Below are 14,212 nucleotides of genomic sequence, written 5' to 3' on the forward strand. Positions count from 1 at the left end.
AAAGTCTATTTGCTCATGCCTGATCGTATCAGTAACACGCAATTTATAAGTTATTATTAAAGTGTTGGATGTGCATTGTTAAATATGCCAATTCAGATTGATAAACTGGTTTCTTTAAGTGTGTTTGCATCATCTTCACTATCTTTACGGATATATTATAGCACATTGGATATTGCGCTTTCAATAGCATTTCGATATTAGTTGCATCTGGTATTCTTTCATCGGCTAAAACTCTTTGTATCGCAAAGTGAAGATGCCTTACAAACCGGCTATAATTAATACTATTTTTATTAACATTAACTTCAAGGCCTTCTTCTATTATAATTATAGCTTTCTGAATAATTTCTTTTATATTGTGAATATCATGTATTGAATGATTAACTTCTGCTGAATGAATATGTAAAGCTATGAAGCCAGCTTCTGATTCAATAAATTGCAAATTTAATTTTTCATTCAACGTTTTAACAGCTTTTTCTGCTATTTGATATTCCCTTGGATAAAGAAGTTCTGTTTCTTTTAAAAATGGATTATGAACATGTATACCTTCTTTAATACGTTTGATTGCAAATATGATATGATCTGTTAATGAAATTAAAGTTTTTTCACTTACACTTCCACCTAATTGTTTATCAATAACATTTACTACTTCTAATACAATATTAAAGATTTGTTCATTTGTGCCATCTAATAATTGCTTGTATTTATTTTTATCATTTTCAGATTCAAGCAAATAAACTTTCTCTATTAAATCTGTATTAATTTCTTCACCTTGTTTTTTACCAAAACTAATCCCCTTACCTACTAATATGACTTCATTATCATAATAGTTAGCAACTAACACATTATTATTTAACGTTTTTTCTATAATGTATTTTCCCATATCTCAAACCTCATTCTGAAGACCTATTACATATTATACAATTGATGATAATATAATGATAGATATTTTTAATATCAATAACATTGAGGATGTGCAAACATATGAAGAACATGAAACTATATATATTAAGTATTTTATCTGTTTTACTACTTTCAACAATTTTATATCCGAAACACCAAGCTCAAGCTGTAACTGAGGAAGCATGGGATAATGCGGTTACTGTTTATGGAGCAGCTTTAGAAAATAATCCATCTGCTAAAGATACAACATCAAACTTATTAGGTTCTAAAAACAGTGATAAAACAACTTACGTTAATGCTGATGATTTAAATAAGTATTTAAATATGCAATCATCGAATGATGTTTTAAAATCAAGTATCCGAATTACTAAAACATCAAAAGGTAGTGGACTAAACTTAAACATAAATCAAGATCAAGGAAAAATCACAAAAGTCACAGAAGATACTTATAAAAATGCTTTAATGACTGCTGGTATCAAGGATGCTGACGTTACAATCGCTTCAAGTGAAGATGTAACAGGTGAGAGTGCTCTAGCAGGTGTTTACAAAGCCTTTGAAGCACAAGGAGAATCAGTCGATTCAAGCAGAACTCAAGTTGCTCAAGAAGAATTATCTACTATTAATCAAATATCTGATGAAAATAGCAATCAAGAAGGTTTTTCACAATCACAATTAAATAAGACGATTGCAGAATCTAAACAAGCTGTAGCAGAAAAATCAGGGAATGTTACAGTGAATGAAATTACAAATATCGTAAATCAAAAAATTGAAGACAATGGTTTAACTAATATTATTAGTGACAATCAAATAAACATGATAGTAAACGTCATTGATAAAGCGCAACAAGATGGTGTCTTTAGTGGTGAAAATGCAAAAGACTTTATCAATAACTCAAAAGATTATGTTAATGATCTAGTTAAATCAGATGATTTTAAAAATGCAAAAAAAAATGCAGAAGATCTAGGTAATAATATCAAAGATAAATTACAAGATGAAGGCTTCTGGGATAAAATAGTAAATGCAATTAAAGATATCTTTAATTCTTTAACTAACCTTTTCAAATAATAAAAAGAACAATTCAAAATGAATTGTTCTTTCAGACTGTGGACAAACTGAACTTAAATTTATAAGTTCAGTTTGTTTTTTTGTTTTTATAAGTATGTTTTATTAAATTTAAGCTTAAACTGCGTTTAAACTAGGCTGTTTGTGGCTCTTTTACAAGCCACATTGCCAATTTTTTGAGATTCATGGCAGCACAAATAAGCGTGGTGTCCATGGAAACTTTTTTAATACCTCTATATCTAGTCCATCTCATACCATGTTGTTCTTTTGCATCGCCAAATCTTCTTTCTACAGTTTGACTTCTTAGTTTATATGCTTTTTTAATTGTATCTACAAACCTTAAATCTTCGATTATATCTAAATCATCTTGCCAAACATGTCTACGAATTTTTCTAGTATAGTTTTTGTTCTCTGTACATTTATTTAATAGCGGACATGATTTACATTTAATCGGATTTGATTTGTATAATCTATGACCTGTTGGCATAGTTCTTTTAAAAGTAAGTAATTCATCATTCGGGCAAATATAATTATCGTAATATTCATCATAAATAAATTCTTTAGACTTAAATATTCCTGGTTTTCCTTTTGGTCTTGTATATGGCATTGCAGGTACAATTGATTTTTCAAGTAAATAATGAGCGTTGAATGGTGTTTTGTATCCGGAATCTACCGCTAAAGTGATAGGTAACATATTTTTTTCTTCTAATCTTTCAACCATAGGTTTCAACTGTGTACTATCATGAGCATTTCCTGGTGTCACATGGTGATCAATTATAAAACCATTTCTATCTACACAACTATGTAAGCTATACGCAAATTGTTTCTCTCTTTCACCTTTAACATAATAGCCAGCATCTGGATCTGTAGTACTGACTTTCTTGTTTTTAAATTCCTCCTTTTTCTTATTTTTCAAAGGCTTTTTTCCTTGTGATAACCTTTGTTGATTGATTTCATTATTAAGTTCTTCTTGGAAATGTAATGTATCCTTCTTTACAACATGATTAATATATTTATTTTTATTTGCATTAGCTTTTATATGCGTTGAATCAATGAATAATGTTGAGTGGTCAATTAAATTGTTCTTAATCGCAATTTCTAATATTCTCTCGAATATTTGTTCGAACAAGTCAGTATCATGGAATCGTCTTGTATAATTTTTACTGAAAGTACCATAGTGTGGTACTTTATCAAGAAAGCTGAACCCTAAATACCAACGGTAAGCTACATTTGTCTCAATTTCTTTGATAGTCTGTCTCATTGATTTTATGCCAAATAATCTTTGAATAAGTAATATCTTGACTAATATTACGGGATCAATAGAAGGACGCCCGTTATCTAAACAGTATTTATCTTCTACAAGGTCATAAACGAAGTTTAAATCTAATACTTTATCAACTTTTCTTAATAAATGATTTTTAGGTACCAATTCAGAAACAGCAATCATTTCATATTGGTCGTGCTTATCAGTAGATTTATTTAACATAGAATCAACTCCTAAATAAAATTTCATCTATATTATAAAATATTTTGTTAATATTTGGTATTTTTTGCGCTGACTCCTGCGGGAAAAGCATGATTCGAAGACTACAGGCTGAGAACATGCCCGCGGAAAGCATGCGCATAAAAAAATGCCGGCAAAGTCTAAGACTTTGTCGACACTCTGAAAGCACAATTCATTTTGAATTGTGCTTTTTATTATTGTTATTTATCTTTATTATCATAGTCATCATCAATATTTTCAAAAGTATTTTCTTTAGGTTCTTCATACTTTGTATCAATATCTGATGTTTCTTGCTTTCTTACTTTTTTATCTTTTTTTGTTTCTTTTTTGTAAGGATTATCTCCCCATGCTTCAATATTACTAAAGTTTGCACTTAAATTTTCAATTTTAAATACAGGATTTAATTTGCGTTTTCTTTGTGCTCTATAGTCTTTTGCAACTTCAAACACAACTGTAGCAAGTCCGAATAATGCAACTATATTAATAATTGCCATTAATCCCATAAATAAATCAGCTGTATCCCAAACTGTTTGAACTTGAATAACTGATCCTACAAACACCATTCCTACAACTAATATTCTAAAAATAAACATGATGATTTTATTTTTAGTTAAATATTCAATGTTTGATTGACCGTAATAGTAGTTACCTATTATTGAAGAAAATGCAAACATAAATACTGCTATTGTAAGGAATATACCACCAAATTCACCTACATGAGTTGTAAGTGCTTGTTGAGTTACTGCTACACCTTGTTCTGCATCTGGACCAAATTGTAAGTCTGTGTATAGTAACAACATTATAGCTGTTGCTGTACAAATAACCATAGTATCGAAAAATACACCTAATGATTGGATTAAACCTTGTTTAACAGGATGACTTACTGCTGCTGTTGCTGCTGCGTTTGCCGCAGAACCCATACCTGCTTCATTTGAGAATAAACCACGTTTAATACCTTGCATAATAGCAAAGCCCATAGCTCCACCGAATGCTGGATGAAGACCGAATGCACTTTTAACGATATTTTGTATCATTGGCCAAACTTGATCTATATTTATTACTAAAATATAACCAACTAATATGATGTATCCAATTGCCATAATTGGAACAATAAATGAAGATACAGTAGCGATACTTCTAACACCGCCAAATATTACTAATGCTGTAATGACAGCCAAAATAATACCAGTAATGACGTTAGAAAATTCATATTGTTCGTTTAAAGATGCTGCTATAGTATTAGATTGAACTGTATTGAATACAAATGCAAAAGTGACTGTGATTAGTACTGCGAATAAAACACCTAACCATTTTTGTCCTAATCCATGTTCTATGTAATAGGCTGGTCCACCTCTATATCCGCCTTCTTTATCTTTAACTTTATATACTTGAGCTAATGTTGCTTCAAAGAATGCACTTGCTGCACCAATAAAAGCAATGACCCACATCCAAAATACTGCTCCAGGGCCACCTAAAACTATTGCTGTAGCAACACCAGCAATGTTACCAGTACCAACTCGTGAGGCTGCACTAATCGCGAAAGCTTGGAAAGAAGAAATACCTTTTCTTCCATCTTCTAGTGTTTCGGGTTTTTCAAAAATCACTCTAAACATTTCTGGTAACCATCTTAGTTGTACAACTTTAGAACTTATTGTAAAGAAGACACCAGCTAGTAAGAGTAAGAAAATCAAGTTTTGAGTCCAAATTAAATCATTACCCCATTGCACAAAGTCATGAAACCAACTTGGGATATAACTATCAAAATTCTTCAAAGAAATCCCTCAATTCTAATTAATATAATCATAATAAATCGCTATCATGATTTTACCATGTGCGATTAATTATGACTATATATTTTTATTCGATTGCTTTTTCTTCAAAATAAGCACCAATGACTTGTCCAAAATCATTTTCATCAACAATAAATCTACCGTTTGTATATCTTTCACTATAGTTAAAATCTTTCATATTAACTTTCACACGATCTTTTTCTGATAAAATGACACATGATTCATCTTCTGAACTTGTCAGTGCATTGATAATTGAATGTGATTTAGATTTTAATTCTTTTAATATCATTAAACCACGTTGGGCTCTTTTGGCTGGTACAAATTGATCAGCTTTCATTCTTTTCACTGAACCACGATTCGTAATGATTAATACCGATTGATTATCTGGTAATGTATCTGTCATAACAACATTATCATTTTCTTTTAAATTTATAGATTTAACGCCAGCTGCTTTTAATCCAATATCAGACAATTCGTCAGTATCATAAGTTAAACTCATTCCTTTTTCTGTTATAACTGTAATAAGTTCATCTTCAGTAATTTTCAATACAGATACGACCTCATCGTCCCCTTTAAGCTTAATTGCAACTAAAGGTCTCGTAATTCTTGAAGCTTTAAATTTATCATTTGTTGATTTCTTAATCATACCGTTTTTAGTAGCAATAATATAATTAGAATCCTGTTTGAAATCTGTTTCTTTATAAACAGAAATTACTCTCTCATCATCACTTATAGGAATCATTTGTGATATATGTTTACCTAAATCTTTCCATTTTAAGTCAACAATTTCATGTACAGGTATAAATAAATAATTACCTTGAGATGTGAATACAATTAAGGTATCTTGAGTATTCATCTTTTCGTGCATTAATAAGTAGTCTCCATCTTTAAGACCCACTTCTTCAACTCCACTAGCAATATAACTTCTGTTAGATGTACGTTTAATATAACCATCATGTGTTACTGAAACAATTGTTTCTTCGCTAGGAACGAGTATTTCTTTTTCGATTTTAATTTCTGAAATTTTTTCTTCGATTACAGTTAAACGATCATTAGCAAATTCTTTGCGAACAGCTCTTAATTCATTTTTAATAACTTTTAATAGTGTTTTTTCATTTTGAAGAATATCATTAAGTCTCTCTATAGTCTTCTGTAATTCATCAAATTCGTTTTCAAGTGAAACTATATCTGTGTTTGTAAGTCTATATAATTGTAGCATTACGATTGCTTCAGCTTGTTCTTCAGTAAAATCATATTTTTCTATTAAATTTTCTTTAGCGTCACGTTTATTTTTTGATGCCCTAATTGTTTCTATTACTTCGTCTAGAATAGATAATGCTTTAATCAAACCTTCTACAATATGCATTCTCTTTTCAGCTTGTGATAATTCATATTGTGAACGTTTAGTCACAACTTCTTTTTGGTGTTCTACATAACTTTCTAGTATTTGTTTTAATCCTAGTAATTCTGGACGTCTCTTATTAATAGCTACCATATTGAAATGATATAGAACTTGTAAATCAGTATTTTTATATAAGTAATTTAATACACCTTCACTGTTTACATCTTTCTTAAGTTCAATTGCTATCCTTAAACCGTTTCTGTCTGTTTCATCTCGAACTTCAACTATACCTTCAATTTTCTTATCTGCTCGTAGCTCATCTATTTTCTTAACAAGTGTTCCTTTGTTTACTTCAAAAGGTACTTCAGTGACAATAATTTGTTCACGTCCACCTCTAATCGTTTCAATTTCAACTTTACTACGAACTACTATTTTACCTTTACCTGTTTTATAGGCTTTTTTTATACCGTCTAATCCTTGTATAATACCACCTGTTGGGAAATCTGGACCTTTAATATGTTCTATTAATTCATCTATTGTTGTACTAGGTTTATCAATTAATTTCAATGTTGCATCTATTACTTCACCTAAATTATGTGGTGGAATATCCGTTGCATACCCGGCTGAGATACCAGTTGAACCATTTACTAATAAGTTAGGGTATCTAGCTGGTAACACCATTGGCTCCATTGCAGTATCATCAAAGTTTTGTATATGATCTACTGTTTCTTTATCTATATCTTGTAAAAGAACTTCAGCCAACTTACTTAATTTTGCTTCTGTATAACGCATTGCTGCTGGAGGATCATTATCAATACTACCGTTGTTACCGTGCATTTCTATTAGAACATGTCTTAATTTCCAATCTTGGCTCATACGAACCATTGCTTCATAAACAGAAGTATCACCATGTGGATGATAATTACCAATAACATTACCAACAGTTTTAGCACTTTTTCTAAAGTTTCTTTCAAATGTATTGCCGTCTTTATACATTGCAAATAAAATTCTACGTTGTACAGGTTTTAAACCGTCACGTACATCTGGAAGTGCACGGTCTTGGATAATATATTTACTGTATCTACCAAATCTATCACCTATAACATCTTCTAAAGGAAGGTTTTGAATTTGTTCAACCATTAATTAACTTCCCCCTCAATTGATTCTACCTCGTCATCTAATACTTGAATATCATCACTTTCAAGTATACTTTGGTCTTCTTGCATACCAAATTGAACATGTCTTTCAATCCATTCTCTACGTGGTTCTACTTTATCACCCATTAATGTTGTAACTCTACGTTGTGAGCGAACTTCATCATCAATACTCACTCTTATTAATGTTCTCGTTTCTGGGTCCATTGTAGTCTCCCATAATTGATCGGCATTCATTTCACCTAAACCTTTATAACGTTGTAAAGTGAATCCTTTACCAATTTTTTTCATTAATACTTCTAAATCCTCGTCTGTCCAAGCGTACTCAATCTGCTTACTTTTCCCTTTACCTTTTTCTAATTTATATAAAGGAGGTAATGCGATATAGACTTTTCCAGCTTCTAATAACGGTCTCATATATTTAAAGAAGAATGTAAGTAATAACACTTGAATATGGGCTCCATCAGTATCTGCATCGGTCATTATAATTACTTTATTATAATTACTGTCTTCAATACTGAAATCAGCGCCGACTCCTGCTCCGATAGTATGAATAATCGTGTTAATTTCTTCATTTTTAAAAATGTCATCTAATTTAGCTTTTTCAGTATTAATTACTTTACCTCTTAAAGGTAAAATTGCTTGGAATTTACGATCTCTACCTAATTTAGCTGAACCACCTGCTGAATCACCCTCAACAAGATAAAGTTCATTTTTCTCAGTGTTTTTACTTTGAGCTGGTGTTAATTTACCAGACAACAATGTTTCTTTACGTTTATTTTTCTTTCCGTTTCTTGCCTCTTCACGTGCTTTTCGAGCTGCTTCACGTGCTTGAGAAGCTTTAACAGCTTTTTTAAGCAATGATTTTGATAGTTGCCCTTTTTCTTCTAAATAGAAAGGAAGTTGATCAGACATTACTGAGTCCACAGCAGCACGGGCTTCAGTAGTACCTAACTTAGATTTAGTTTGTCCTTCAAATTGTAATAAATCTTCAGGAATTCTAACTGATATGATAGCGGTTAAACCTTCACGAATATCACTACCGTCTAAGTTTTTATCTTTTTGTTTAAGTTCGCCAATTTTACGAGCATATTCATTAAATACTCTTGTAAAAGCTGTTTTTAATGCTGTTTCATGTGTACCACCATCTTTAGTACGTACATTATTAACAAAGCTCAAAATCGTTTCAGAATATTGATCATTGAATTGAAAGCTAATATCTACTTCTATTTGATTAGATTCACCACTAAACATTGCTACATCATGAAGTACATCTTTACCTTCATTCAAATATTTAACAAATTCTTTAATACCATCTTCATAATGGTAAGAAATTTCTCTTGGCTCATCGCCTCTTAAATCGCTTATTTTAATTTTCAATGCTTTCAACAAGAATGCAGACTCTTGTAATCTCTCGCACAGCGTATCAAAATTATAATGTGTAGAAGTCTTAAAGATTTTAGAATCCGGTTTAAAATGAACAGTTGTACCAGTTTTACGTGTTTTCCCCTTTTTCTCTAATGTTGTAACTGGTATCCCACCGTCTTTAAATGTTTGCTTATAAATATAACCTTCTCTATATATCGTTACTTCCAACCATTCACTTAAAGCATTAACTACTGATGCACCTACACCGTGTAAACCACCAGATGTTTTATATCCACCTTGGCCAAATTTACCCCCAGCATGGAGTACTGTAAAAATAACTTCTGGAGTTGGTTTACCAGTCTTATGTAATCCTGTTGGCATACCTCTACCGTTATCCGACACAGATATACTATTATCTTTATGAATTGTCACTTCTATTTCAGTTCCAAATCCATTTAAAATTTCATCAACAGAGTTATCTACTATTTCATATACTAAATGGTGAAGTCCTCGAACATCTGTTGAACCAATATACATTCCGGGTCTTTTTCTAACTGCTTCTAACCCTTCAAGTACTTGTATTGAATCTTCACCATATTGAACTTTTGCTTGTTTATTCAATATTTCTCCTCCTACAAACGTACGTTCGTTTCTTTTACTATACATTAGTTATTTTGTTATAAATCCCTAGAAAATGCAAGCCCTATCCCAAATAGTGGTACAATTTCACTTTACATTATGACCACATTAGCATATTTTTAAATAGTAACCGATAATCAGTTATGGTAAACTATTAGTACCTGCTATCAAAGGAGTGTTTCAATAATGACATTTGTTGTTATTATACTTAGCTACTTAGTTGGATGTTTCCCAAGTGGCCTCGTGTTAGGTAAATTATTTTTTAAAAAAGATATTCGACAATTTGGAAGTGGCAATTTAGGTGCCACAAATACATTTAGAGTATTAGGGAAAAAAGCTGGATTTCTTGTTATGTTTTTAGACATATTCAAAGGTTTCATTGTAGTTTTCTTTCCATTATGGTTTAATGTAGATATTCCTAGTATATTCATAGGTATTTGTGCAGTTATCGGTCATGTATTTCCTATCTTCTTGAAATTCAAAGGAGGTAAGGCTGTTGCCACAAGTGCTGGCGTCATTCTTGCTGTGCACCCATTATTACTCATAACACTAGCATTTATATTCTTTATAATTTTATATTTAACAAAATATGTATCATTATCTAGTATCTTAGCAAGTGTATGTTGTGTAATTGGCGCAATATTCATAGGTGACTTAACTTTCTTCATCGTATCAGTTGTCATCATGATTATTCTACTCGTTAGACATCAATCCAATATCGTAAGAATATTCAAAGGAAATGAACCAAAAATCAAATGGATGTAAAGGAGAATGCACTATGAATTTAGAAATTACTGATAAAGCAATCGAATGGTTTAAAGATGAATTAGAATTCGGTGACAATCAAGCATTAAGATTTTTCGTTCGCTATGGCGGTGAATTTCAATTAAAACAAGGCTTCTCACCAGCTTTTACTGTAGAACCTTTAAGTTCTTCAGAAATAGGCTTTAAAGATGTTAAAAATGACATTCCGTTTTTTATTGATGAAAAAGATTTATGGTACTTTGAAGGTAACGATTTAGTAATTGATATAAACGATAATGGAGAAATTAAATATGAAGTTAAAACTTCAAGATAAACTATAAAAAGCAGATGTATTTCGTTAATCAAGCGAAACACATCTGCTTATTTTTATAACTTACGATCAATACCTTTTTCAGTTTCTTCATGAATTTTCATATACGCTTCATGCCACTCAGGAAAACTTTTATCTAATCTAATCGGTCTATTTGATCCTTTTTTCAAGCAAACATGTGTTGTTGACCCAGTAGAAACAACTTCTCTATTCTCATTTAAAATCTCATAAGAATATATGGATCTGATTGGTGAATAATGTGAAATCCAAGTTTTAATAATAACTTTTTCAGGATAAGTTATTGATTGTTTATACTTAATATTCAAGTCTACTACAGGTGAAATAATACCTGCCTTTTCCATATCTGCATAACTAAAACCAGCTTTATAAATATAGTCTGTTCTTGCAACTTCAAACCATATTGCATAATTGGCATGGTATACAACACCCATTTTATCTGTTTCTGCATATCTTACATCTATTGGTGTTTCACTATAAATCATACTTCTATCCCTCTTTCTAAATTCCTTAACCTAATCATAACACAAATAGAAAAACAACTACCTAAATAAATAGGCAGTTGTTTGAAATTATTAAGCTAATTTGTTTCTTAATACCATTTGTAAAATGCCACCGTGTCTATAGTAATCAATTTCAACTTCTGAATCGAATCTTGCTAAAGCTTCGAATTCAGTTACTTTACCATCTTCACTAGTTGCAGTAACTTTCAGAATATCACGAGGTTTAACACCTTCATGAATATCTACTGATACTGATTCTCTACCTGTTAAACCTAAGCTATCTGCTGATTCACCTTTTTTAAATTGTAAAGGTAATACACCCATCATAACTAGATTTGAACGGTGAATACGTTCGTAACTTTGTGCGATTACTGTTTTAACACCTAAAAGATTAGTACCTTTAGCTGCCCAGTCACGAGAAGATCCCATACCATAGTCATTACCAGCAAATACACATAAGCCAACGCCATTTTCTTGATATTTCATTGAAGCATCAAAGATAGGCATAACTTCTTCTGTTGGCCAATAAGTTGTATATCCACCTTCAGTACCTGGAGCTAATTGGTTTTTGATACGAATATTAGCAAACGTACCTCTCATCATTACTTCATGGTTACCACGACGAGAACCATATGAGTTAAAGTCTCTTATCGCAACGTCATGATCTTGTAAGTACTTACCAGCTGGTGTATCTTTACCAATCGCACCGGCAGGAGAAATATGGTCTGTTGTTACTGAATCTCCAAATTTACCCATTACTCGTAAATCACTTAAAGGTTGAATATCTTCTGGTACTTTAGATAAACCTTCAAAGAATGTTGGGTTTTGGATATAAGTTGAAGTTGGATCAAAGTCATATAATGGTTGATCTGTTGTTTCAATTTGATTCCAAACTTCATTTGATTCAAATACTGATTTGTATTCTTCTCTAAATAATTCAGGTGTAACTACAGAAAGAACTGTATCTTTAACTTCTTCAATTGATGGCCAAATATCTTTTAAGTAGACATCTTCGCCATTTTTATCTTTACCTAATGGATCTTTTTGTAAGTCAATATTTACTGTTCCAGCTAATGCATATGCTACTACTAATTGTGGTGAAGCTAAGTAGTTTGCTTTAACTAAAGGATGAATACGACCTTCAAAGTTACGGTTACCAGATAATACAGAAGTAACAAGTAAATCTTCATCAGCAATTGCTTTTTCAATTTCTGGCAATAAAGGACCTGAGTTACCAATACAAGTCGTACAGCCATAACCTACAAGGTTAAAACCAAGTTCATCTAAATATTGTTGTAAACCAGCATCTCTTAAATAACCAGTTACAACTTTTGAACCAGGTGCTAATGATGTTTTAACGTAATCAGGCACTTTTAATCCTTTATCAATTGCTTTTTTAGCTACTAAACCTGCACCTAACATAACATATGGGTTTGAAGTATTCGTACATGATGTAATAGCTGCAATAGCAATATCACCAGTAGTCATAGAAGTCTTCTTACCATCTGCTAATTCGATGTCTACAGTTTTGTCGAATTCTGATTTATCAAATCCGTGACCTTGGTTACCTGCTGGAGCAGTAACTGAATCTACGAAGGATTCTTTCATATTGCTTAATTTGATTAAATCTTGTGGACGTTTAGGTCCTGATAATGAAGCTTCTACAGTAGATAAGTCTAAATTCACAACATCAGTATATGTTGGTTCTACTTTTTCAGCTTTGAAGAACATATTATTTTCTTTTAAATATTTTTCTACAACTTGTACTTGTTCTTCAGTACGACCAGTTAAACGTAAATAACTTAATGATTCTTCGTCTACTGGGAAGAAACCACATGTTGCACCATATTCAGGCGCCATGTTAGCAATTGTTGCTCTGTCTGCTAAAGGTAATTTTTCAACACCAGGACCAAAGAATTCTACAAATTTACCTACTACGCCTTTTTTACGTAATTCTTCAGTAACACGTAAAGCTAAGTCAGTAGCTGTTGTACCTTGAGGCAATTCGTTAGTTAATTTAACACCAATTACTTCTGGAACTGGGAAGTATGAAGGTTGTCCTAACATACCAGCTTCGGCCTCAATACCACCAACACCCCAGCCAAGTACGCCAATACCATTAATCATAGTAGTATGAGAGTCAGTACCTACTAAAGTATCAGGATATGTTACAAGTTCATTATTTTCTTCTCTTACATGTACAACATTTGCTAAATACTCTAAGTTAACTTGATGAACAATACCTGTAGCTGGTGGAACAGCACGGTAGTTGTCAAATGACTTCGTTGCCCAGTTTAAAAACTGATAACGTTCAATATTACGTTCAAACTCTAATTTCATATTCATTTCTAATGAATTAGGTAAAGCGTAACTATCAACTTGTACAGAGTGGTCAATTACTAAATCAACAGGAACTTCAGGGTTAATTTTAGAAACGTCTCCGCCAACATCATCCATCGCTTTACGTAATGAAGCTAAATCTACTACTGCAGGTACACCTGTGAAATCTTGTAAAATAACACGTGATGGTTTAAATGGTACTTCTGCATTTTCATCGTTAGATTTACCCCATTTAGCTAAATTCATGATGTGTTCTTCTTTTATTACACGTCCGTCAAATTGTCTTAATACTGATTCTAATAATACGCGGATAGAATATGGTAATTTATCAACATTAGATAATCCTAATTCGTCTAACGTATTCAAGCTATAAAACGTGTAAGTTTTACCGTTCAATTCAAAAGACTTTTTAGATTGTTCTTTTAAACTTGAGCTCATTTTTGTTCCCCCTTTAAAATTGTGCAAGTTAATGCTTCATATACAATTGTATAATCAATACTTTAGTAAAACAATACAT

At 31.6% G+C, this 14,212-nt stretch carries 10 protein-coding genes; 3 read left to right on the plus strand and 7 right to left on the minus strand.

The window, feature by feature from the left end; genetic code table 11:
- Nucleotides 1-43 precede the first annotated feature (43 nt).
- Complete coding sequence (gene glcT / locus LQ668_RS01805) at nt 44-880, minus strand: glucose PTS transporter transcription antiterminator GlcT (protein WP_218702778.1); 837 nt, start codon at nt 878-880, stop codon at nt 44-46.
- A gap of 101 nt (nt 881-981) precedes the next feature.
- Here glcT and LQ668_RS01810 point away from each other — a divergent pair, with 101 nt between their 5' ends.
- Entirely contained in the window at nt 982-1,965 is a 984-nt protein-coding gene (locus LQ668_RS01810) for a DUF1002 domain-containing protein (RefSeq protein WP_078356339.1), read from the plus strand.
- A gap of 130 nt (nt 1,966-2,095) precedes the next feature.
- Here the strand turns inward: LQ668_RS01810 and LQ668_RS01815 are convergent, their stop codons facing one another.
- From LQ668_RS01815 to parE, 4 genes are all read right to left on the minus strand, one after another.
- Nucleotides 2,096-3,448, minus strand: coding sequence for an IS1182 family transposase (locus LQ668_RS01815; RefSeq protein WP_218702777.1), 1,353 nt, complete (start codon nt 3,446-3,448; stop codon nt 2,096-2,098).
- Nucleotides 3,449-3,666: 218 nt separating this feature from the next.
- The gene (gene alsT, locus LQ668_RS01820; RefSeq protein WP_078356338.1) at nt 3,667-5,238 is read right to left on the minus strand and encodes a glutamine transporter AlsT; all 1,572 of its coding nucleotides are present in this window, start codon (nt 5,236-5,238) and stop codon (nt 3,667-3,669) included.
- An 85-nt stretch (nt 5,239-5,323) separates the two neighbouring features.
- Complete coding sequence (parC, locus tag LQ668_RS01825) at nt 5,324-7,738, minus strand: DNA topoisomerase IV subunit A (protein ID WP_119634341.1); 2,415 nt, start codon at nt 7,736-7,738, stop codon at nt 5,324-5,326.
- Nucleotides 7,738-9,741, minus strand: a complete 2,004-nt coding sequence (parE, locus tag LQ668_RS01830; RefSeq protein WP_078356336.1) for a DNA topoisomerase IV subunit B — start codon at nt 9,739-9,741, stop codon at nt 7,738-7,740. Before parE ends, parC begins: the two co-directional genes overlap by 1 nt.
- 201 nt (nt 9,742-9,942) lie before the next feature.
- Between parE and plsY the strand changes: the two genes are divergently transcribed.
- Both plsY and LQ668_RS01840 read left to right on the plus strand, forming a co-directional pair.
- The gene (gene plsY, locus LQ668_RS01835) at nt 9,943-10,524 is read left to right on the plus strand and encodes a glycerol-3-phosphate 1-O-acyltransferase PlsY (RefSeq protein WP_239719668.1); all 582 of its coding nucleotides are present in this window, start codon (nt 9,943-9,945) and stop codon (nt 10,522-10,524) included.
- 13 nt (nt 10,525-10,537) lie between these two features.
- Nucleotides 10,538-10,837, plus strand: coding sequence for a HesB/YadR/YfhF family protein (locus LQ668_RS01840; RefSeq protein WP_078356334.1), 300 nt, complete (start codon nt 10,538-10,540; stop codon nt 10,835-10,837).
- Between the two features lie 53 nt (nt 10,838-10,890).
- Here LQ668_RS01840 and menI read toward each other — a convergent pair whose 3' ends face one another.
- Nucleotides 10,891-11,337 carry a 1,4-dihydroxy-2-naphthoyl-CoA hydrolase MenI gene (gene menI / locus LQ668_RS01845; RefSeq protein ID WP_078356333.1) on the minus strand — a complete coding sequence of 149 codons (447 nt, stop codon included), beginning with the start codon at nt 11,335-11,337 and terminating at the stop codon, nt 10,891-10,893.
- 90 nt (nt 11,338-11,427) lie between these two features.
- Complete coding sequence (acnA, locus tag LQ668_RS01850; RefSeq protein WP_078356332.1) at nt 11,428-14,133, minus strand: aconitate hydratase AcnA; 2,706 nt, start codon at nt 14,131-14,133, stop codon at nt 11,428-11,430.
- Nucleotides 14,134-14,212: the final 79 nt, after the last annotated feature.

This window comes from Mammaliicoccus sp. K-M42 (genome assembly GCF_022386375.1).
GTDB lineage: Bacteria > Bacillota > Bacilli > Staphylococcales > Staphylococcaceae > Mammaliicoccus > Mammaliicoccus fleurettii.

What these genes read in the sequence shown, in the direction of transcription:
- acnA (WP_078356332.1), bottom strand. Translation starts at nt 14,133, where the DNA reads ATGAGCTCAAGTTTAAAAGAACAATCTAAAAAGTCTTTTGAATTGAAC.
- LQ668_RS01810 (WP_078356339.1), top strand. Translation starts at nt 982, where the DNA reads ATGAAGAACATGAAACTATATATATTAAGTATTTTATCTGTTTTACTA.
- LQ668_RS01840 (WP_078356334.1), top strand. Translation starts at nt 10,538, where the DNA reads ATGAATTTAGAAATTACTGATAAAGCAATCGAATGGTTTAAAGATGAA.
- glcT (WP_218702778.1), bottom strand. Translation starts at nt 880, where the DNA reads ATGGGAAAATACATTATAGAAAAAACGTTAAATAATAATGTGTTAGTT.
- LQ668_RS01815 (WP_218702777.1), bottom strand. Translation starts at nt 3,448, where the DNA reads ATGTTAAATAAATCTACTGATAAGCACGACCAATATGAAATGATTGCT.
- menI (WP_078356333.1), bottom strand. Translation starts at nt 11,337, where the DNA reads ATGATTTATAGTGAAACACCAATAGATGTAAGATATGCAGAAACAGAT.
- parC (WP_119634341.1), bottom strand. Translation starts at nt 7,738, where the DNA reads ATGGTTGAACAAATTCAAAACCTTCCTTTAGAAGATGTTATAGGTGAT.